The organism is Enterobacter sp. JBIWA005 (assembly GCF_019968805.1).
GTDB lineage: Bacteria > Pseudomonadota > Gammaproteobacteria > Enterobacterales > Enterobacteriaceae > Enterobacter > Enterobacter vonholyi.
Genome location: NZ_CP074159.1, coordinates 4,052,416 through 4,073,425, shown reverse-complemented (window position 1 = coordinate 4,073,425; position 21,010 = coordinate 4,052,416). Strand labels below are relative to the sequence as shown.

General features: G+C 55.9%; 23 protein-coding genes and 1 tRNA gene. 7 read left to right on the top strand and 17 right to left on the bottom strand.

The features are described from left to right. Positions 1-13 precede the first annotated feature (13 nt). The gene (locus KGP22_RS19335; protein ID WP_111964917.1) at positions 14-778 is read left to right on the top strand and encodes a siderophore-interacting protein; all 765 of its coding nucleotides are present in this window, start codon (positions 14-16) and stop codon (positions 776-778) included. On the opposite strand, the gene KGP22_RS19330 is transcribed toward KGP22_RS19335, so the two are convergent. Both KGP22_RS19330 and KGP22_RS19325 read right to left on the bottom strand, forming a co-directional pair. Beyond that, positions 779-1,948, bottom strand: coding sequence for a DNA repair protein (locus tag KGP22_RS19330; RefSeq protein WP_111964916.1), 1,170 nt, complete (start codon positions 1,946-1,948; stop codon positions 779-781). An 802-nt stretch (positions 1,949-2,750) separates the two neighbouring features. After that, entirely contained in the window at positions 2,751-3,368 is a 618-nt protein-coding gene (locus KGP22_RS19325; RefSeq protein WP_223580540.1) for a hypothetical protein, read from the bottom strand. 164 nt (positions 3,369-3,532) lie between these two features. On the opposite strand from KGP22_RS19325, the gene KGP22_RS19320 reads away from it, so the two are divergent. Further along, positions 3,533-3,787: a hypothetical protein gene (locus KGP22_RS19320; protein ID WP_223580538.1), complete on the top strand. Its 255-nt coding sequence runs from the start codon at positions 3,533-3,535 to the stop codon at positions 3,785-3,787. A gap of 189 nt (positions 3,788-3,976) precedes the next feature. Here the strand turns inward: KGP22_RS19320 and KGP22_RS19315 are convergent. Continuing rightward, a tRNA-Ile gene (locus KGP22_RS19315) sits at positions 3,977-4,052 on the bottom strand. A 124-nt stretch (positions 4,053-4,176) separates the two neighbouring features. On the opposite strand from KGP22_RS19315, the gene mug reads away from it, so the two are divergent. After that, positions 4,177-4,683: a G/U mismatch-specific DNA glycosylase gene (mug, locus tag KGP22_RS19310; protein ID WP_006812011.1), complete on the top strand. Its 507-nt coding sequence runs from the start codon at positions 4,177-4,179 to the stop codon at positions 4,681-4,683. A gap of 103 nt (positions 4,684-4,786) precedes the next feature. Here the strand turns inward: mug and rpoD are convergent, their stop codons facing one another. The 3 genes from rpoD to rpsU all read right to left on the bottom strand — a co-directional run bounded on the left by rpoD (position 4,787) and on the right by rpsU (position 8,876). Next, positions 4,787-6,634: an RNA polymerase sigma factor RpoD gene (gene rpoD, locus KGP22_RS19305; RefSeq protein WP_023309228.1), complete on the bottom strand. Its 1,848-nt coding sequence runs from the start codon at positions 6,632-6,634 to the stop codon at positions 4,787-4,789. Between the two features lie 165 nt (positions 6,635-6,799). Then, positions 6,800-8,545, bottom strand: a complete 1,746-nt coding sequence (dnaG, locus tag KGP22_RS19300) for a DNA primase (protein WP_003862574.1) — start codon at positions 8,543-8,545, stop codon at positions 6,800-6,802. A gap of 115 nt (positions 8,546-8,660) precedes the next feature. After that, positions 8,661-8,876: a 30S ribosomal protein S21 gene (rpsU, locus tag KGP22_RS19295; RefSeq protein ID WP_001144069.1), complete on the bottom strand. Its 216-nt coding sequence runs from the start codon at positions 8,874-8,876 to the stop codon at positions 8,661-8,663. A 236-nt stretch (positions 8,877-9,112) separates the two neighbouring features. Between rpsU and tsaD the strand changes: the two genes are divergently transcribed. Then, positions 9,113-10,126 carry a tRNA (adenosine(37)-N6)-threonylcarbamoyltransferase complex transferase subunit TsaD gene (gene tsaD, locus KGP22_RS19290; protein ID WP_024906472.1) on the top strand — a complete coding sequence of 338 codons (1,014 nt, stop codon included), beginning with the start codon at positions 9,113-9,115 and terminating at the stop codon, positions 10,124-10,126. A 44-nt stretch (positions 10,127-10,170) separates the two neighbouring features. Here tsaD and ureG read toward each other — a convergent pair whose 3' ends face one another. From ureG to KGP22_RS19245, 9 genes are all read right to left on the bottom strand, one after another. Then, complete coding sequence (ureG, locus tag KGP22_RS19285) at positions 10,171-10,788, bottom strand: urease accessory protein UreG (RefSeq protein WP_014071813.1); 618 nt, start codon at positions 10,786-10,788, stop codon at positions 10,171-10,173. A 9-nt stretch (positions 10,789-10,797) separates the two neighbouring features. After that, entirely contained in the window at positions 10,798-11,472 is a 675-nt protein-coding gene (locus KGP22_RS19280) for an urease accessory protein UreF (protein WP_149367605.1), read from the bottom strand. After that, the gene (locus KGP22_RS19275) at positions 11,472-12,011 is read right to left on the bottom strand and encodes a HupE/UreJ family protein (protein ID WP_223580536.1); all 540 of its coding nucleotides are present in this window, start codon (positions 12,009-12,011) and stop codon (positions 11,472-11,474) included. The genes KGP22_RS19280 and KGP22_RS19275 overlap by 1 nt, the downstream gene beginning before the upstream one ends. Positions 12,012-12,020: 9 nt before the next feature. Beyond that, a complete protein-coding gene (ureE, locus tag KGP22_RS19270; RefSeq protein ID WP_111963302.1) occupies positions 12,021-12,485 on the bottom strand; it encodes an urease accessory protein UreE in 465 nt (154 codons plus the stop codon). A gap of 9 nt (positions 12,486-12,494) precedes the next feature. Next, positions 12,495-14,198 (bottom strand): urease subunit alpha, encoded by a 1,704-nt coding sequence (gene ureC / locus KGP22_RS19265; RefSeq protein ID WP_149367606.1) that lies wholly within the window; start codon positions 14,196-14,198, stop codon positions 12,495-12,497. Then, complete coding sequence (locus KGP22_RS19260; protein ID WP_223580534.1) at positions 14,191-14,505, bottom strand: urease subunit beta; 315 nt, start codon at positions 14,503-14,505, stop codon at positions 14,191-14,193. Before KGP22_RS19260 ends, ureC begins: the two co-directional genes overlap by 8 nt. Before the next feature lie 10 nt (positions 14,506-14,515). Next, positions 14,516-14,818: an urease subunit gamma gene (locus KGP22_RS19255; RefSeq protein ID WP_003862556.1), complete on the bottom strand. Its 303-nt coding sequence runs from the start codon at positions 14,816-14,818 to the stop codon at positions 14,516-14,518. A 10-nt stretch (positions 14,819-14,828) separates the two neighbouring features. Then, positions 14,829-15,656, bottom strand: a complete 828-nt coding sequence (locus KGP22_RS19250; RefSeq protein WP_223580532.1) for an urease accessory protein UreD — start codon at positions 15,654-15,656, stop codon at positions 14,829-14,831. Positions 15,657-15,805: 149 nt separating this feature from the next. Next, a complete protein-coding gene (locus KGP22_RS19245) occupies positions 15,806-16,819 on the bottom strand; it encodes an alpha/beta hydrolase (RefSeq protein ID WP_111963298.1) in 1,014 nt (337 codons plus the stop codon). 147 nt (positions 16,820-16,966) lie between these two features. Between KGP22_RS19245 and KGP22_RS19240 the strand changes: the two genes are divergently transcribed. Further along, positions 16,967-17,389, top strand: a complete 423-nt coding sequence (locus KGP22_RS19240) for a MarR family transcriptional regulator (protein WP_111963297.1) — start codon at positions 16,967-16,969, stop codon at positions 17,387-17,389. Between the two features lie 41 nt (positions 17,390-17,430). Here the strand turns inward: KGP22_RS19240 and KGP22_RS19235 are convergent, their stop codons facing one another. Then, entirely contained in the window at positions 17,431-18,897 is a 1,467-nt protein-coding gene (locus tag KGP22_RS19235; protein WP_223580530.1) for an MFS transporter, read from the bottom strand. Positions 18,898-18,988: 91 nt separating this feature from the next. Beyond that, a complete protein-coding gene (gene plsY, locus KGP22_RS19230) occupies positions 18,989-19,603 on the bottom strand; it encodes a glycerol-3-phosphate 1-O-acyltransferase PlsY (protein ID WP_111963295.1) in 615 nt (204 codons plus the stop codon). A 107-nt stretch (positions 19,604-19,710) separates the two neighbouring features. Here plsY and folB point away from each other — a divergent pair, with 107 nt between their 5' ends. Both folB and bacA read left to right on the top strand, forming a co-directional pair. Beyond that, positions 19,711-20,079, top strand: coding sequence for a bifunctional dihydroneopterin aldolase/7,8-dihydroneopterin epimerase (folB, locus tag KGP22_RS19225; RefSeq protein WP_023333447.1), 369 nt, complete (start codon positions 19,711-19,713; stop codon positions 20,077-20,079). A 105-nt stretch (positions 20,080-20,184) separates the two neighbouring features. Beyond that, positions 20,185-21,006 (top strand): undecaprenyl-diphosphate phosphatase, encoded by an 822-nt coding sequence (gene bacA, locus KGP22_RS19220; protein WP_008502957.1) that lies wholly within the window; start codon positions 20,185-20,187, stop codon positions 21,004-21,006. Positions 21,007-21,010: the final 4 nt, after the last annotated feature.

Sequence of the window (21,010 nt, the reverse complement as noted above, 5' to 3'; positions counted from 1 at the left end):
GAAGGGGCTAAAAATGGCAACTACCCGTTACCCACAGCGCGTTCGTAATGACCTGCGTTTTCGCGAGCTGACGGTACTCCGCGTTGAGCGCGCCAGCGCGGGTTTCCAGCGCATTGTTTTAGGCGGCGAGGCGCTGGAGGGCTTTAGCTCCCGCGGTTTCGACGACCATACCAAAGTCTTTTTCCCGGCACCCGGGGCGACGTTCGTGCCGCCGGTGGTTACCGAAGAAGGCATCGACTGGGGCGACGGCGTGCGTCCGCAGGCGCGCGACTATACGCCGCTCTACGACGAGGCAAATCATGAGCTGGTTCTCGATTTCTTCATTCATGACGGCGGCATTGCCAGCAGCTGGGCGATTGAGGCGAAAGCGGGAGACAAGCTGACCATCGGCGGCCCGCGCGGCTCGCTGGTGGTGCCGGAGGATTACGCCTGGCAGCTGTACGTGTGCGATGAGTCCGGTATGCCCGCGCTGCGTCGACGCTTAGAGAGCATTGCGCAACTGCCGGTTCGCCCGGACGTTCACGCGGTCGTGACGGTTGGGGATGAATCCTATAAGGACTATCTGGCGCACCTGAGCGAGTTCAACATCACCTGGGTGGTGGGCCACAGCGAGCAGGCAGTCGCAGATCATCTGGCTGCGCTGACCGTTCCGGGGGACGATTACTTTATCTGGCTGACCGGGGAAGGAAAGGTGGTGAAAAGCCTGAGCCGTCAGTTTGAAACCGACGGCATTGACCCACAGCTGGTGCGTGCCAGCGCATACTGGCACGCCAAATAGTCACGCGGCGGAATCCAGCTGCGCTTCGCTCACCTGATGTTCGAGCGAGGCGCGGACCTCGTGCAGCGCTTTCTCCTGCTGAGCGAAGTACGCTTCCATATTGCTCAGCGACGAGACCAGAAGCCAGGACTCCTCTTTCTCCAGCTCCGCCAGCTCATTTACTAAAATGTCGATCTGCTCGCGGACCTGCGCCATTTTTTTGCGGATACGTTCCAGATCGTTCAGCCTGTCGCTTGCCATCAATGGCTCGAAGCCCTGCTGCAGGCGGGCCACCAGCGAACGAATGGCTTTCACATCGCCGCGCTGCTTCGCCTGGTTAAGCTGTACCATCATGTTGTTGGCTTCTTCTTTCAGATCGTCTGCCACCAGATCCGGGTGGCAGAGCTTGCTCGCCTGCCGCCAGAGACGCTTGAGTTCGTTCTGATCTTCTTCCGAAAGATGCTTTCCTTTACGCAGCCGCACTTCGGCATCGTGATGCTGTTCGCGATACTTCTCGTACTCTTCGTTGGCCTCGTCGCGAGCCTGACGCGCAGGCTCTTCTTCACGCGTTAAGCCGCTCTCCAGCTCCAGCGCTTCGGCCAGCAGGTTGGCGATGAGATTACTTTGCTGCTCCAGATGTTTACGCGCCTCGGCTGCCTGCACGGAGTCGGCCGGGAGATCGCGCCAGCGCTGGGTAAGCGTCGCCAGTACTTCTACCGCCTGCGCCATATAGCGCTGGCAGCGACGGTAATCTTCCTCGCGACGACGCGCTTCCGCCTGCTGACGACGCAGGTTAAGCTCGGCCAGGGTTTTACGCAGGGCGAGGATCTGCTGCATCAACGGCCCGAGGCGGGAGAAATAGAGATCGTTGAATTCATCAAGCTGCTGCACGCGGGCGTTGCGGCGGTCAATCAGATCGCGCAGGCGCTCTTCCAGCGCCTTCAGCTCGAGCTTGCTGGCCGCCACCTGCGGATCGCGCCACTGGGTCACGGCGCGCTGGCCCTGCAGCCAGGCGGTAATGGCCGCCATAGCCTCGGTGTAGTTTTTTCCCTCAAGCGCCACGACGATTGCCTGTAGCTCATCGTCAAACGCTTCATTTTTCAGGCGTGTCAGCTGGCTCTGGATGATGTCGTCATCTTCCAGCTCAATGGCATTTTTAATGATTTCTAGCCGTTTGATCGGTGTGCTCATGATGCCTTTCGCTTTCGCGCTTAAGTATTTGAGTTAAGGTTAGTTGTTGTAAAAGCTACAGGAAATAATACACACGGATGATGATCGGCGCGATGGGGGATTTCTTTAGAATTTACAGAGTGTGAAGATGGGTGCTTAACAGGAGAATAAGAGAGTTGCTTTTTAAGGTTAAATATAAGCAATTGAAATATAAGGTGATAATCTCTAAAGCAAGGCGGATCCCTACGCAAAATACGCAAGTAAAGGCATTACGGTTCGGTAAAATATCTGCAGATTAGGCAGTAGGCCAAAGAGATGGGTACCAGATGGATACCAGTTCCCGTCTTGGGGGGCGGGCAGTGTTGGGGTAAGAGAAGGAATACTCAGGCAGCAGGCAGGACAATCCTGGCCGTGAATACGGCTTGCGTAAAATTATCTGATTTCACGTTAGATCCAGGCATAGCTACACGCCAGTTGAGCATCTGTATATCGATTGAAGGCACATATCGTTTCTAACGAATCTATGCTGGACATGCGTGAGTGTTTTAACATGGTGAGATTGTCGCAGCTTTAAGATAGGGCCAACCCCTGAAGATTACGGGGTTGGCTTTTTTTTGCGCGCGTGAGGGCTGTTGATTTCCCTGCTCCCATCAGAACCAACGATTATGTTTTACATAAAAATAGGTAACAATGATGATCCATGCAAAGGTAAGAATGCCAAAATAGTCAGGCAGGAAACGTGCGAATATATAAGCACCAGCAACGATGAGTGCTATAGGGATGTAATAGATATAGGACTGCAGAAACCATAATATTGCTCGTTTCATCTTTTTAATAACTCATATAAAGCATCCCCAATTATTTCCTCATTGTTTCCACCTGATTCAACTTGATAAATTATTTTTGTCATTTCTGGTTCAATAAGAAAGTAAAGCATCTCAAGATTCTGTTGGTACAAGGCCTGATAATATGCTGAATCCTGGAATTTTAGCTTATTAGCCGCTAATGCAGCTACCTGCGCTTTCGAATAGATTATGGCGCCGTTAACATACATTGATGATAATGAATTGACCATTCTGATATGCGACTCATGAAAATCACCACTACTGATTATCAGTTTTGCAATAGTTAAGGACAGAGCTAGTTTGCTGGATTTTTCGGCGTACTCATAAGCCTTATCGCCTAATTCCCTTTTAAGAAAGACAGCGAGATTGCTACTTTTTTTCTCTCCAAGTATTTTAAGAGTTTTCCGAAAGTAAATCTCAACCATATCAAGAGCAACATCGTTTCGATTATAGATTTCAGCAAGTGCTAATGTTAGACGGCGGTCCTCATTTATTAGCTCGCGACAGGCATTGCGGTAGTAATCGTCTGGTATCAAGCACGAGCCATAGTTGATTAAACGCTGTGTACCAAGCTTCAGATTTTCGATAGTGCTCATATTGGTGGCTTGTATTTCTCGCAATGCTTTGGTTAGCGCCAGAGCTAAATTCCTTTATGATTGCAGCTTCATTTTTGCATAGCCGTCTGCCATTGTAATTTCCCTTGTTGTAACATGACCCTGTCAATAATTGATCATCATTGTCATAGGGGGCAAGGAAGATAATGAAAAAAAGCGGTAGGGTGGCAATTTATGTTCTGGTAGTAATTATTTTCTTTCTAACTATTCCAGAGATCGTCGTTCGTGTACTCACTCCGGAGCAGTTTGCACGATTGAGTGATTTCACAAGCTTTGGCGGCTTGTTCAGTCATCTCCTTTCTTTACTAATTTTCCTTGGCTTAGCTTCAATTCTCCTGGGCGTACTCGCCATTTTGGCAACGAAAAAAATTTACCGGCATTTCACTCGCTACAAAAGCTAATCATAAAACTGACCCACAAGGTGGTCGTCGAGGTGAAGTTAAGCCTGTTGTGCTCTGCATCATACAGTGGGGTCTGGATTGGGAACGGGCTCAGTTAAGAAGGAGGGGACGATAAAGGGCAGCTGTCAGTAACATAGAAAAAAGCCACTCGCTGGAGTGGCTTAATCATATGATTCTACAGCTTAAATTTGGTGGCCCCTGCTGGACTTGAACCAGCGACCAAGCGATTATGAGTCGCCTGCTCTAACCACTGAGCTAAGGGGCCGTGGCGGTGAATTATAAAGTAACTCCCCGCAGCAATCCAGCCATTCGCACCTGCCTGCTGTTTTTATAAACAACGCATAATCAATCCTTTATACTTCCATAACGATGTATCAGCGGGAGTAAAGATGATCAACGATATTCTGGCCCCTGGCCTGCGGGTGGTGTTCTGCGGAATTAACCCGGGCAAGTCCTCGGCGCACACCGGTTTTCACTTCGCCCATCCGGGGAATCGCTTCTGGAAGGTGATTTACCAGGCCGGGTTTACCGACAGGTTACTCAAGCCCGAAGAGGAACAGCACCTGCTGGATACGCGCTGCGGAATTACCATGCTGGTCGAACGTCCGACTGTACAGGCAAGTGAGGTCAACCTCCATGAGCTGCGAAGCGGCGGGCGTGAGCTGGTGAAGAAAATAGAAGACTATCAGCCGGCCGCGCTGGCGATCCTCGGTAAGCAGGCCTACGAGCAGGCTTTCAGCCAGCGCGGTGCTAAGTGGGGTAAGCAGAACATTACTATCGGTGTAACGCAGGTCTGGGTGCTGCCGAATCCGAGCGGGCTCAACAGGGCGACGCTGGATAAGCTGGTGGAGGCGTACAGGGAGCTTGATGAGGCGCTGATGGTGCGGGGGCTTTAATCCTCTGCTGCCTGATGCTCTCACCCCTGACTTTCTTCCACAGGGAGAGGGAATAAACAAAAAAAAAGCTCCCCGAAGGGAGCTTTTTTACGGTCAGGACAGGTTAGTCGTCCAGGAAGCTACGCAGCACTTCAGAGCGGCTTGGATGACGCAGCTTACGCAGCGCCTTCGCTTCGATCTGACGGATACGTTCGCGGGTAACGTCGAACTGTTTACCCACTTCTTCCAGCGTGTGGTCGGTGTTCATATCGATACCGAAACGCATACGTAGGACTTTCGCTTCACGAGCGGTCAGGCCAGCCAGAACGTCGTGTGTCGCAGCACGCAGGCTCTCGGTGGTGGCAGAGTCCAGCGGCAGCTCGAGGGTGGTATCCTCGATGAAATCACCCAGATGCGAATCTTCATCATCACCGATTGGTGTTTCCATGGAGATTGGCTCTTTGGCGATCTTCAGAACTTTACGGATCTTGTCTTCCGGCATCAGCATGCGCTCGGCCAGCTCTTCCGGCGTCGGCTCGCGGCCCATCTCCTGCAGCATCTGGCGGGAAATACGGTTGAGCTTGTTGATGGTCTCAATCATATGCACCGGAATACGGATGGTGCGCGCCTGATCCGCGATAGAGCGGGTGATCGCCTGACGGATCCACCAGGTTGCATAGGTGGAGAACTTGTAACCACGACGGTATTCAAACTTATCTACCGCTTTCATCAGACCGATGTTGCCTTCCTGAATCAGATCCAGGAACTGCAGGCCACGGTTGGTGTATTTCTTGGCGATAGAGATAACCAGACGCAAGTTCGCTTCAACCATCTCTTTCTTCGCACGGCGAGCTTTCGCTTCACCGATGGACATACGACGGTTGATGTCTTTAACCTGCTCGATGGTCAGGCCGGTCTCTTCTTCAATCTGATGCAGTTTCTGCAGGCCGCGATGCACATCGTCCTTCACGTCGTGCAGTTTTTCAGACCACGGCTTGTTCATCGCGATAGCCGCGTTGAACCAGGTTTCGCTGGTTTCGTTACCGGTGAAGAGGGTGATGAAGTTCTTCTTCGGCATTTTGCACTGCTCAACGCACAGCTTCATGATGATGCGTTCCTGGGTGCGTACGCGATCCATCATCACGCGCATGCTGTTTACCAGGTAGTCGAACTGTTTTGGCACCAGGCGGAACTGTTTGAATACTTCAGACAGCTTCAGGATCTCTTCCTGAGCGGCAGCGTGGCTGCGGCCTTTCGCTTTGATGGTGTCACGCGTCACTTCGTACTGGGTACGCAGCTCGGCAAACTTCTCACGTGCCAGCTCCGGGTCGATGCTGTTGTCATCGTCCGCGGTGTCGTCGTCGCTCTCTTCCTCATCTTCGTCTTCGTCATCATCCATCTCTTCCTGAGACAGTTCAGAACCGACGTGAGTGGCGGTAGGCGCCATATCTTCTTCAGCGTTCGGGTCGACAAAACCGGTGATCAGGTCAGACAGGCGCGCTTCTTCCGCTTCAACGCGATCGTACTGCTCCAGCAGATAGGTGATCGCTTCCGGGTACTCGGCGACAGAGCACTGAACCTGGTTGATCCCGTCTTCGATGCGTTTTGCGATGTCAATTTCGCCTTCGCGGGTCAACAGTTCAACGGTACCCATTTCGCGCATGTACATGCGGACCGGGTCAGTGGTACGCCCGATTTCAGATTCCACGCTGGACAGTACCTGTGCAGCAGCTTCTTCCGCATCTTCGTCAGTGTTGTTGGAGGTTTCAGCCAGCAACAGATCATCGGCATCCGGTGCTTCTTCCATCACCTGAATGCCCATGTCATTGATCATTTGGATGATGTCTTCGATTTGATCTGAATCGACGATATCTTCCGGCAGATGGTCATTGACCTCGGCATAGGTCAGATAGCCTTGCTCCTTACCACGTTGGACAAGAAGTTTCAGCTGTGACTGCGGGTTTTGCTCCATAAGACGGTATCCACACTTAATTCGTTTGATTGGTGTCGGCGATGGGGCTGCCAACCTTTAAAGCGAGGGCGTACTTATATTTTTGCCGCTGCCTCTCAGTGCGGCTGCCGGGGGCTTCCCGATCGATATTCGGCACTTAAGCCGTTAAATACTTTTGCTTTTGACTTATTTCTTCGCCAGTTCCTGGTTAATCATCCAGAGCTCCCGGCGTTCTTCGCTGCTCAAACCGTGTGTGCGCTCGCGAGCTATCAACTCTTCCTGGCGCAGCTCAAGCATCGAATCAAACATATGGTTGAGTGAGTCGGTGAACGTTTTTTCTGCAATGTCCTTATCTGCTATATCGTCCCACATCGACAATTTTTCAAGGGTAGCGGCCTCTTTTGTGCCGCGATAATGCTCTAAAAGTTGTCCGGTGGTCAGACCTGGCTGTGACAAACACGTGTTGACCAGTTCTGAAAATAAGCCAAGTCCGGGCAATTTTTCGTGGTTCAAACCCGCCAGCGACGGCACCTGCGGCGCAAGCTCGGGGTTTTGGACCAGTAACCCTATCAGTATACGCATGGTTGTGCGTTTTAGCTGAGGCGCGGGGCGAACCGTGCCGTTTTCAGCCTGTTTAGGCATTAAACGTTCAAGCTGGCTGTCATCCAGAATGCCGAGCTTGTTGCCTAACTCCTGACGCAGGTAGATGCGCAGCGTTTCGCCGGGCACCTGACTGATTAACGGCAGCGCCAGCGTGCTGAGCTGCGCGCGCCCGTCAGGGGTACTCAAATCGACCTGCGGCATCAGGCTGTTAAACAAAAACGTGGAGAGCGGCTGAGCCTGCTCCATCCGCGCTTCAAACGCCGCTTTGCCCTCTTTACGCACCAGCGTATCCGGGTCTTCACCGTCGGGCAGGAACATAAAGCGTAGCTGACGCCCATCGGTCATATAGGGTAGCGCGGTTTCCAGCGCACGCCAGGCGGCGTCGCGTCCTGCACGGTCACCGTCGTAACAGCAGATGACGTTATTGGTCACCCTGAACAGCAGTTGAATATGATCGGCGGTGGTGGACGTGCCTAACGACGCAACCGCGTAGTTAATGTCGTACTGCGCCAGCGCAACGACGTCCATATAGCCTTCGACGACCAGAAGACGCGGAGGTTCCGCGTTATCCTGCTGCGCCTCATAAAGACCGTAAAGCTGGCGGCCCTTATGGAAAATATCGGTTTCCGGGGAGTTAAGGTATTTCGGCAGGGCATCACCCAGCACGCGACCACCAAAACCAATTACCCGGCCTCGCTTGTCGCGGATCGGAAACATCACCCGTTCGCGGAAGCGGTCATAGCTTCGTCCCTGGTCGTTGGTGACCAGCATACCTGCATCGATGAGAGATTTACGATCTTCGCTATTGCCGCCAAAACGCTTTAACACGTTGTCCCAGCCGGGCGGGGCGTAACCAATAGCGAAACGCGCAATGACATCGTCGCTCAGTCCGCGCTTGTTCAGATACTGACGCGCAGGCTCAGCCGCAGAGTGCTTAAGAGACTGTTGGTAAAACGAATTCAGGCCATCCATCAGTTGATACAGCGTTTGCCGTTGATGGCGCTCGATCTGACTTGGCCCACTGCCTGCTTCATACGGCACTTCAAGGTTATGCATCGCCGCCAGCTCTTCGACGGTTTCAACGAACTCGAGCTTGTCGTAGTTCATTAAAAAATCAACGGCATTACCGTGAGCACCACAGCCGAAGCAATGGTAAAACTGCTTTTCACCGTTTACGGTGAAGGAGGGGGTTTTTTCGTTATGGAACGGACAGCACGCATGGTAATTCTTGCCCTGTTTTTTCAGCTTTACCCGCGCGTCGATGAGATCGACGATGTCGGTTCTGGCAAGCAGGTCATTGATGAAAACGCGTGGGATTCTTCCGGCCATATGCCCCAAAAATTTAAGCGACTTATAAACGAAAACAAGCCGCGCATTCCTTCCGGAAGCACGGCCTTACGACTATTACTCTGTCTGTCAATTGAGGGCTGAGGCCCTCAACCAATTAGTACAGACGAGTACGGCGTGCGTTTTCGCGAGCCAGTTTCTTCGCGTGACGTTTCACAGCGGAAGCTTTAGCGCGCTTACGTTCGGTCGTTGGTTTTTCATAAAACTCACGACGACGAACTTCAGCCAGAACACCTGCTTTCTCGCATGAACGTTTGAAGCGACGCAGTGCTACGTCGAACGGCTCGTTTTCACGTACTTTAATTACCGGCATGTAACTCTCACCTTTAATAAATTCGGTTTGCCGCTGGCATCAACGCCAGCTTATTTCAAAATGGTGCGGAATTTTACTGCAAATGCTGCTGCTTTGTAAAGCACCGATGCGATTTTGAAAGGGACTTTAATAAGGGTGAGGAGTATACACGAGCCTTCTTCCAGGGGCGAACAAAGTTTTACATCAACCCGCCCAGGCTCTACACTGCGCGGTATTGAAACGAGGTAAAACAAGTCATGCGTGTACTGGGTATTGAAACATCCTGCGATGAAACCGGCATCGCCATTTACGACGACGAAAAAGGACTTCTGGCCAACCAGCTGTATAGTCAGGTGAAATTGCACGCTGACTACGGCGGCGTCGTACCTGAACTGGCCTCTCGTGACCACGTGCGTAAAACGGTTCCCCTGATTCAGGCGGCGCTGAAAGAGGCCGGGTTGAGCTCAACCGATATTGATGCCGTGGCCTATACCGCAGGCCCGGGCCTGGTCGGTGCGCTGCTGGTTGGCGCAACCGTTGGTCGTTCGCTGGCCTTCGCGTGGGACGTGCCGGCCATCCCGGTTCACCATATGGAAGGGCATCTTCTGGCGCCGATGCTGGAAGAGAATCCGCCTGAATTCCCGTTTGTTGCGCTGCTGGTTTCCGGCGGCCATACGCAGCTGATTAGCGTAACGGGCATTGGCAAGTACGAGCTGCTGGGCGAGTCGATCGACGACGCCGCCGGTGAAGCGTTCGATAAAACCGCCAAGCTGCTGGGTCTGGATTACCCGGGCGGCCCGATGCTGTCAAAAATGGCGTCGCAGGGAACGGAAGGGCGCTTTGTCTTCCCGCGTCCGATGACCGACCGTCCGGGGCTGGACTTCAGCTTCTCCGGGCTGAAAACCTTCGCGGCGAATACGATCCGTAATAACGATGACAGCGAGCAAACCCGCGCCGATATCGCCCGCGCGTTCGAAGATGCGGTAGTGGACACGCTGATGATCAAGTGCAAGCGCGCGCTGGATCAGACCGGGTTTAAGCGTCTGGTGATGGCGGGCGGCGTGAGCGCTAACCGCACGCTTCGCGCGAAGCTCGCCGAGATGATGCAAAAGCGTCGCGGGGAAGTGTTCTATGCCCGTCCGGAATTCTGTACCGATAACGGGGCGATGATCGCCTACGCCGGGATGGTGCGCCTTAATGCGGGGGCAACGTCCGACCTGAGCGTGTCCGTGCGTCCGCGCTGGCCGCTGGCGGAACTGCCGGAGGCGTAATCCCTCACCCTAACCCTCTCCCAAAGGGAGAGGGGATCGTTTGACTACACCCGCAACATCCCTTTCTCTTCCAGAAACGCAATAATCGTCGCAAGACCGTCACCCGCCTTCAGGTTGGTAAAGGTCCATGGGCGCTCGCCGCGCATGCGGTTGGTATCGCGCTCCATCACCTCCAGCGACGCCCCCACGTACGGCGCGAGATCGGTTTTGTTGATGACCAGAAAATCGGATTTGGTGATCCCCGGCCCGCCCTTGCGCGGGATTTTTTCCCCTTCGGCCACGTCAATCACGTAAATGGTCAGATCCGCCAGCTCAGGACTGAACGTCGCGCTGAGGTTGTCACCGCCGCTTTCAACGAAGATCAGGTCCAGATTGCCGAACTTCTCGCTCAACGCTTCCACCGCCGCCAGGTTCATCGAAGCATCTTCCCGGATAGCGGTATGCGGGCAGCCGCCCGTCTCCACGCCCACGATGCGCTCTGGCTCCAGCGCGCCCGCTTCGGTCAGGATGCGCTGATCCTCTTTGGTGTAGATATCGTTGGTGACCACCGCAAGATGATAGGTATCGCGCATCGCCTTGCAGAGCGCTTCCAGCAGCGCGGTTTTGCCCGACCCTACCGGGCCGCCCACGCCCACGCGCAGGGGATGTTTGTAATCAGCCATGTTGACTCCTCAGGAACGGAATAGTCGTGAATATTGGGTTTCGTGGCGCGCCGAGGCGATGGCGGACAGCGGCGTTGCTGCCCCCAGCGCGTCGTCGCTACGTAAAAATGCCTGTTCAAACCCGGCGGCGTAGTGGTCGCTCAGTTCGATAATCAGCTGCTGCGCGGCCTGTTGCCCAAACGGCACCAGCTTGACGCCCGCCATGACCGCGCTCTCCATCCAGCTGTAGCCCAGACTCAGCGCCAGTTCGTGCGCGCTAATGCCCCAGCGAACGCCGAGCCACGCCATGCCGCAGAGCTGGCTTTGCATAAACAGCGGCAGCCATTCGGGCGGACAGTCAGGTTCCCAGCTCTTAATCAGCCGCGTAAAGGCCGCCCCGCGGTTGCGCTCTTCTTCTCGTAGCTCGCGCGTTTCCCGACAGGCGAGCAGGTATGCCGTCCAGCGTTTTGCATTTGTAAGCGAGCGTTGCTCACAGGCCTGATAAATACGGATAAACAGCGGCAGGTCGACGCAGAAAAAGCTCTGCTCCATCTGCTGGATTTGCCAGCGTTTAAAGGCGTTGGCGTCCGTGACCCAGCCCGCCTCAACGGCCCACTCCAGCCCCTGTGACCAGGTAAACGACCCGACCGGCAGGCTGCTGCTGGAGAGCTGCATCAGGCGCAGCAACTGGCGGGAATGATCCATCAGCTCATCAGTGCCAGCAGGGCGGAGACGATCAGCCCGCCGCCGAAGGTTTTACGCAGGCCGTCGTGACGGCGCAGCAGCAGCCCTGCGGCAAAGCTGGCGCACAGCACCGTGGCGCTGGCGAGCATAAAGCCGCTGGTGAAGAGCCAGAAGCTGTGGCCGAACATCTCCACGCCGTGCGCCCAGCCGTGGAACATCGCCAGGGCAGGCACTGCCAGCAGCAAGCGATTTTCAGTTTTAAACATCATCACGCCGCAGACCGCCAGCGAGGCGATAATCAGCATCTCCATGCCGCTGAAGCCGCCGAGCAGGCTGCCCGCAATAGCGCCAACGAGCATCATGCCGAGGGTGGCAAACGGCAGCAGGAGCTTGCGGCCGCTCAGTGCCGAGAGCACGCCTGCACCCGCCAGCATCAGCAGGTGATCGAGTCCGGTCAGCGGATGGAGAAAACCGGCCTGGAAGCTGTCGGCGCCGTGGCCGGGATGCGCGAGCGCGGGAACGGAAAAAGCCAGCAGTAACAGAGGGAGTAACTTGCGCATGATTAATCCTTAATGTGAATGAGCGTGAGAATGGCCGTGGCTGTGGGCACCGCTGGTGTAAGCGCCCGCTTCCGGTTCAAACGGCAGGCTGGCGTAGGTCACGTCCAGCCCGAACTGGCGCAGCATGTCGTCGAGAACGTGATCGTGGTGATAGCGCAGCTCGCCGGGCATAACCTGCAGCGGCACGTGGCGGTTGCCCAGGTGGTAGCAGGCGCGGGCGAGCAGGAACGGATCGGCACAGCGCACCACGGAGACCGACTCCGGAGCGGCGATCACTTCGATGACTTCGCTACCGTCGTCGGTGGTCAGCAGGTCGCCCCCGCGCAGCAGCAGGCCGCGCGGCAGCATCAACCCGGCTTCACGACCGTCGTTAAGCGCCACGCGGGCGCGGCTTTTCACCCGCACGTCAATCGGCAGCGTGACGCTGGCGGTAGTCGGGTGCGCGTGGTCCAGACGTTGGGTCAAATAAATCATCATCACTCCTTAAAACAGGAAATAGCGTTGCGCCATCGGCAGAACGTCAGCCGGTTCGCTGGTAATCAGTTCGCCGTCGACGCGCACCTCGTAGGTTTGCGAGTCGACAGTGATATTGGGCTGCAGGCCGTTGTGGATCATGTCGGCCTTTTTCACCGTCCGGCAGCCTTTTACCACCGCCGTGGCGCTCTGCAGGCTGAGCTGCTGCGGGATGCCGTTCTCACTGGCGGCCTGCGAGATAAACGTCAGCCGGGTGGCGTGGCGCGCGGCGCCCAACGCGCCAAACATCGGGCGGTAATGCACCGGCTGCGGCGTGGGGATCGAGGCGTTGATATCGCCCATCGGCGCGCAGGCGATCATCCCGCCCTTGACGATGGCGGCGGGTTTGACGCCGAAGAACGCCGGGGACCAGACCACCAGATCCGCCAGCTTGCCCGCCTCAATCGAACCGACCTCATGGGCGATACCGTGGGTCAGCGCCGGGTTTATGGTGTATTTGGCGACGTAGCGCTTCACGCGGAAGTTGTCGTTATCTCCAGTCTCTTCCGGCAGCGCGCCGCGCTGGACCTTCATGCGGTGCGCGACCTGCCAGGTGCGGATAATCACTTCCCCGACGCGGCCCATGGCCTGCGAGTCTGACGAGGTTAGCGAGAACGCGCCGATATCGTGCAGGACATCTTCGGCTGCGATGGTCTCCCGGCGAATGCGGGATTCGGCAAACGCTACGTCCTCGGCGATATCCGGATCGAGGTGATGGCAAACCATCAGCATGTCGAGATGCTCGTCGATGGTATTCACCGTGTAGGGCAGGGTCGGGTTGGTGGAGGAGGGCAGAATATTCGGGTGCGCGCAGGCGGTGATGATATCCGGTGCGTGGCCGCCGCCTGCGCCTTCGGTATGGAAAGTGTGGATGGTGCGCCCTGCGATGGCTGCCAGCGTGTCTTCGACAAACCCGGACTCGTTCAGCGTGTCGCTGTGCAGCGCCACCTGAATATCCATCTCTTCGGCCACCTCCAGCGAGCAGTTGATCGCCGCAGGCGTCGCGCCCCAGTCTTCGTGGATCTTCAGCCCGATAGCGCCGGCGGCAATCTGCTCGCGCAGGGCGTCCGGGTTGGAGCCGTTACCTTTACCGAGCAGGCCGATATTCACCGGCAGCGTATCGGCTGCCTGCAGCATGCGGGCGATATACCACGGCCCCGGCGTGCAGGTGGTGGCGTTGGTTCCCGCCGCGGGGCCGGTGCCGCCGCCGATCATGGTCGTGACGCCGGAGACCAGCGCCTCTTCCGCCTGCTGCGGGCAGATCCAGTGGATGTGGGTGTCGATTCCGCCCGCGGTGACGATCTTCCCCTCGGCGGCAATCACTTCCGTTGCCGCGCCAATCGGGATCGTCACGCCGGGCTGAATGTCCGGATTACCGGCTTTGCCGACGGCGAAGATCCGCCCGTTCTTTACGCCGATATCGGCTTTTACGATCCCCCAGTGATCGACGATCAGCGCGTTGGTGAGAACCAGATCCACGCAGTCGTCTACGGTCATCTGCCCCTGACCCATGCCGTCGCGGATCACCTTTCCGCCGCCGAATTTGACCTCTTCGCCGTAGACCGTGAGATCGTCTTCCACTTCGATCCACAGCTCGCTGTCGGCCAGCCGCACTTTATCGCCGGTGGTGGGGCCGAACATATCGGCATAGGCCCGGCGTGAAATCTCAGCCATGTTTCACCTCGCCCATCACCTCGCCGCGAAAGCCGAAAATGCGCTGCGCGCCCGTGACCTGAACCAGCGTCACCTCCCGCTTCTGGCCGGGCTCGAAGCGCACGGCGGTGCCCGCCGGGATATTCAGCCGGTAGCCTTTGGTGGCTTCCCGCTCGAACTTCAGGGCCGGGTTGACCTCGTAAAAGTGGTAATGCGATCCGACCTGGATCGGCCTGTCGCCGTGATTTTCGACAACCACGATTTGGGTTTCACGCCCGACGTTGATCGCAATCGTTCCGGGCTGGATCTGGTATTCACCTGGGATCATCGCGCGCTCCTTAGACGATCGGGTTATGGACGGTGACGAGCTTCGATCCGTCCGGGAAGGTGGCTTCGACCTGAATATCCGGGATCATTTCCGGCACGCCTTCCATTACCTGATCGCGCGTCAGGACGTGGCGGCCCGCCTCCATCAGCGAGGCGACGGTTTCGCCATCGCGCGCGCCCTCCATGATGAAGGCACTGATCAGCGCGACCGATTCCGGGTAATTAAGCTTTACCCCGCGCGCAAGGCGGCGTTCGGCAACCAGCGCGGCGGTGAACAGCAACAGCTTGTCTTTTTCTCTGGGGGTCAGTTCCATAACGTTTCTCTTATGTCTGCCAGATACGCGGCGAACAGGCGGTTTTGGTGGTGAGAAGCGGGCGAAGCGACTGCCAGACGTCGCGCATCACCCGCTGGCAAATCAGGTTGTCATCGGAGAGAAAACGCACCGAAAGCAGATCGTCGGTGAGCGTTGCCCCCGCAAAGTGTTCCAGCGGCGCGAGCCGTTCGCGTACCGTGTCGAGATGTTCTTCATTGGCCGGATAGAACAGCAGCGTGCCGAGCCATGGATATCCGGCGACGGGCGTGAGATTGCCGTCGGCAAGGTGCTGACGCTCAATCAGGCGCGGTTCATCCTCAACCCAGACTTCAAGGCGGCTCTCCAGCGTGCCGTGGCTGAAGGTCTCATTGATCACCGGGCGCCCCAGACAATAAAGCTCCCACGCCAGCAGCGTGCTGGAGGTCTTCAGGTGGAAGACGGAGCGCAGCGCGGCGTTCGCACCCGGGAAGATAATAGTGTCCTGCGGTAGCCACTCCAGCGTGGATTCATCATCGAGATAAAAGTGCTGATTCAGGCGAGCCTGCGGGCCGCTGCTGCGATAGAACTTGCTGGCGCCGGGCATCGTGATAAGCACATGGCTTTTGGCGTCCAGCCGAACGGAAATGTCCAGCGTATCGCCGCCCACAATTCCGCCGGGCGGGTGCAGCAGATAAAGGTGGCAGGTTTCCCCTTCGGGATAAAATGGACGCTGAACGGTAAGCGGCCCGACGTGATGAGCGGAGTGCAGGAGGGTTTTCTCAGGGGTGTGACAAAACTGCAGGGCAAGCGACGCCTGCCAGCCTTTGTACGAATTATCAGTGACCTGAGCTGCTAACATGCTGCATCCATCTGCTCATCATCGGGGTCGTTTCAGTATGCCCTGGCAGAAATGAAGACTGTCATATGAGTCGCTTATGGATGGCGGTTAAGACGAAACAAAAAAGCACGCCCCGGGGGACGTGCTGTCTGACAAACATCGCGATGCCGTTATTTCAGGTGCTCATGCAGCGCTGCGCCTGCCTGCTCCAGGGCAACTTTAACCGTTGGCTCCTGGCTCAGCGGGTTAAGCAGGCCGTAATCGTGGATCATGCCGTTATAGCGCGTGACGGTCACCGGGACGCCAGCCGCATCCAGCTTACGCCCGAATGCTTCACCTTCATCCCGCAGAACGTCCAGCTCAGCTGTCTGAATCAGCGTCTCCGGGAAACCTTTCAACTGCGCGGCGCTGGCGCGAAGCGGAGAGGCCAGGATATTGTTGCGGTCGGCAGCGCTGGTGGTGTAGTTATCCCAGAACCATTTCATCATGTTTTTCGACAGGAAATAGCCGTTCTCAAACTGGTTATACGAGGCAGTATCAAAATTCGCATCGGTCACAGGCCAGAGCATCACGTTGTAGCGAATTTTGGGCCCATTGAACTGTTTTGCCTGCAGCGCAACGGAAGCCACCATATTGCCGCCCACGCTGTTACCGACCAGACCCAGACGGCTACCGTCCACGCCAATTTCCTGACCGTGTTCGGCTACCCATTTTGTCGCTTCATAGGCCTGATTGATGGCCACCGGGAAATGGGCCTCAGGTGACGGCGTGTAATCAACGTAAACCGCTGCGGCGCCTGATGCGCGAACCAGATCGCGGATTAAGCGTTCATGGGTCGGGTAATCGCCCAGCACCCAACCGCCGCCGTGGAAGAACATAAATGCCGGGAGCGTGCCGGTCGCGTTTTCAGGTTTCACTATTTTCAGTTTGATCGCCTGACCATTTACCTGGATCGTTTTTTCTGAAACCTGAGCGGGCGGCAGTTTTGCGCCTTGCTGCGCGCCGATCAGTACCTGCCGGGCCTCCTGCGGGGTCATCTGTTCCATTGGCTTACCCTTGCCGGAATTCAGAATATTAAGAAATGCCTGTACGCCTGCGGTCGGAGCTGGGGTATTGGTGGTTTGAGCGGATGCCGCAGCTGACGCGAAGACGGAAGAAACCAGGATGGCGGTTAGTGTTTTCATGGTGGTACCTCTTTAAGCGCATTTGATCGGATGAGATAACTAAATAGCGTGCTACTTAGTTGCTGGTATAATACTTGCGTGCAAGATACTTTTAGTCAAACATTATTTATAATTTTTTTAGGCAACAGATTCGGAGTTGATAGAAGAATGAAAGAAAACAAAACGCTAGATGATTTACTTTGCTTCTCGCTGTACTCGGTCACCAATGCGTTTGTTCGCCAGTATCGTCCCCTACTGCAAGAGATGGATTTGACCTACCCGCAATTCGTTGTTTTGATGGCGCTTTATGAGAAAGACAACATTCCACTTCGCGATCTCAGCGATAAGACGTTTTTTGATTCGGGCACATTGACGCCGCTTGTACAAAAGCTTGAGGCAAAAGGATTCCTCAACCGTATCGCGGTTGTGGGGGATGAAAGGATGAAAAATGTCGTGCTGACCGATAAGGCGAAAGAACTGAAAAAACGGGTGATGGCATTGCCGGACCAGATTCGCTGCAGCATGCGGATGAACGATGATGAGCTTGATATGCTAAAAAAACTTTCCCGAACGCTGCTGGATGATTTGTAAGAACCCTTCGGTGGGGGGGAACCCACCGAAGCGATGTGTCGTTACCGATAGTCCTCCGCATCCACATCATACCCGGACGGCTCCCAGCGGATCGCCAGCAGCGATGCCAGGCCGATAAACGGCGCCAGCGCAATCACCCAGAACACGGCGGTGTCGAGCGACGCCACCAGCAGCGGGAACAGGAACAGCGACAGCGTAGAACTACTGCGCATCAGCGTCTGGTTGAGACCCACGCCCACGCCGCGCAGCGAGGTCGGGTAGCTCAGCGAGGCGAACGTCATGGTATGCGCGCCCGGGCCAAAGCCCTGACCGAAAAGGAATAGCGCCAGCATCGCCACGGCAAGTACGCCTTCAGAGGCACCTTCCGGTCGGCCAATCAGCGCCAGGCCAAGCAATGCGACAAGCTGGCAGGCATAACCCGCAAGCGACATCCGCCAGGCGCCGAAGCGCGGCACATAGCGTACCGCCAGCAGTCCGCCGACGAAGGCAAACAGCAGGTTAAGCGCCAGAGAAATGAGAATGGTGGCGAGCATCGACTGGACAAAGAAGCTGGAGATGATCACCGGCAGACCAAACGCCACGGCGTTGTAGGCGAACGAGGAGACGACGGACAGCAGCGTGGCGAGCGTCGTGCGGCGTAAGTAGACGCCGCGAAACAGGTTCAGATAGTTTGACCATTTCGCTTTATTCACGACGGGTGCAGGCTGGCCGAGCGCATCCTGCGGGACGTGGGCGTTAATATTGTACGACTGCCGCAAAATCGACGCCGCCTCCTTCAGATTGCCCTGATTCGCCGCCCATACCGGCGATTCGCTCATATAGCGGCTGCGGATGGCGATAATCACCAGCGCTGGCACTGCACCAAAGCCGAGAATTAAACGCCACAGCCAGTCGCTGTGGCTTTCCGGCAGCACGGCGTAGAAGAACAGCACCAGCAGGTAGGAGACGCTGATGGCGGCATACCAGGTGGGGCACCACATCGCGACGCTGGAGGCTTTGTTTCCCGGACCTTTCAGCCTGGCGAACTCGCTTAAAAACGCCATCGCCACGGGAAGGTCGATCCCGACCCCAAGCCCCATCACAAAGCGGGCACCCGCCAGCACATATTCGTTCGGGGCCAGCGCACAGGCGATGGCGGCCACCACGAAGAACACCATATCAGCCATAAAAACGCGGTAGCGCCCGATTTTATCCGTGAGGTAGCCGCCGAGCAGCGCCCCGACAATCGCGCCAAAGGTAATTGCCGAGGCCACCATACCGGTCCCGGCGGGCGTCAGGTTAAATTCGCGGGTGATATCTTTTATGCCGAAGGCCAGCGCGCCCAGATCGTAAGCATCGAGGAAAATCCCGCCCAGCGCGATACCGACCACGATGCGGGCATTGGCCCGGCCCTGTGAGCCGTCATTAACGAGGCGTGATACATCCGAAGCGCTGCTCACCCACTGGATGTCGCCATCGGGGTGTTTTTCTGCCGTTGAAAGGGGAGTTGTTTCTGTGATTTCAGCCATTTTCTTCTAATGTGGTTGTGTTGTGTCATTAACAGTTACCACAGGCAGAAGGTGACCAAAATCACATTTGGCTATAAGGCATAACTAACCCTTACGGCGCGTCTTTTTTCTTCCTCTTGAGCTTCGTCCAGATTTTGGTCTCCTGACGACGCCACAGGCGCTGAATATTATCGTGATGACGCAGCAGGATAAGGCAGGAGAGCATCGACACCGGGAAGGTGAACTGAGGTTTAAACCACCATACGTAGAACGGGGCGATCAGCGCGCTGACGATGGCGCCCAGCGAGGAATAGCCGCTCAGCAGAATGGTCAGTAGCCAGGTCCCGGCCATCACGCCGGTTAGGTCCCAGCCGATAGGCGCAATGGCACCAAAGGCGGTCGCCACGCCTTTGCCACCTTTAAAACCGAAGAATACGGGCCAGATGTGGCCGACACAGGCCGCAATAGCAATAAGCCCCAGCCAGAACGGCGTGACGCCCAGCGCATACGCGCCCCAGACGGGCAGCATCCCTTTCAGAACATCAAAAATCAAAACCGCTACGGCTGCTCCCTTGCCACCAATTCGTAGTACGTTGGTCGCCCCCGGATTCCCGGAACCATTTTCACGCGGGTCGGGTAACCCGGCGATGCGGCAGACCAGAATGGCGCTGGAGATTGAGCCGCAAAGATAGGCGAGGAGGATCATTCCAGGCGCGATTGCACTCATAACGCTGTTCCGTTTTGAAAATGTATCTGTATTCTCAGCATCTGTGGATAATACGCATAATTCGCCGGAAGTGGTATCCGGTTTAGCCAAAAAGCAGGCAGGTCGTGATGGATATTGTATTTATAGAGCAACTTTCGGTAATCACCACAATTGGTGTTTACGACTGGGAACAGACCATCGAGCAGAAGCTGGTGTTCGATATCGAAATGGGATGGGATAATCGCAAATCGGCAAAAAGCGATGACGTGAACGACTGTCTCAGCTATGCCGACATCAGTGAAACGGTCATCGCCCACGTTGAAGGGCAGCGTTTTGCGCTGGTCGAACGGGTGGCGGAAGAAGTCGCAGAATTGCTGCTGAAAAAATTCAACTCACCGTGGGTACGCATCAAGCTGAGCAAGCCGGGCGCGGTGGCGCGAGCCGCCAACGTTGGCGTCATCATTGAGCGTGGCACAAATCTGAAAGGCAAGAATTAACGTCATAATTGCTAAACCAATTTAGGTTATACCGGTCTTAAAGCTGTATCTTTCACGGTAGCCGTTGGGGCGACCGTTTTTTTATATCTTTTTAGGGGTTTATAGATGAGCGATATGCACTCGCTGCTGGTGGCGGCAATACTGGGTGTGGTCGAAGGATTGACGGAGTTTTTACCGGTTTCCAGTACCGGCCATATGATTATCGTTGGCCATCTGCTGGGCTTTGAAGGCGATACCGCCAAAACGTTTGAAGTGGTTATCCAGCTGGGTTCGATTCTGGCGGTGGTGGTGATGTTCTGGCGCCGTCTGTTTGGCCTGATCGGTATCCATTTTGGCCGTCCGCCGCAGCACGAAGGGATGAGTAAAGGTCGCCTGTCGCTGATCCATATTTTGCTCGGGATGATCCCGGCGGTGGTGCTGGGTCTGGTTTTCCACGACGCCATCAAATCGCTGTTTAACCCGATTAACGTGATGTACGCGCTGGTGGTGGGCGGCTTCCTGCTGATCGCCGCGGAAGTGCTGAAGCCAAAAACGCCGCGCGCGGAAGGGCTGGACGATATGACGTATCGTCAGGCGTTTATCATTGGCTGCTTCCAGTGTCTGGCGCTGTGGCCGGGCTTCTCGCGTTCAGGCGCAACCATCTCCGGCGGGATGCTGATGGGCGTAAGCCGTTACGCCGCGTCAGAGTTCTCGTTCCTGCTGGCGGTGCCGATGATGATGGGTGCCACCGCGCTTGACCTCTATAAAAGCATCGGTTTCCTCACTACGGGCGACATTCCGATGTTTGCCGTTGGCTTCATCACCGCGTTTATCGTGGCGCTGATTGCCATCAAAACCTTCCTGCAGCTGATTAAGCGTATCTCGTTCATTCCGTTCGCGATCTATCGCTTTATCGTTGCCGCTGCGGTGTACGTGGTCTTCTTCTGACCGA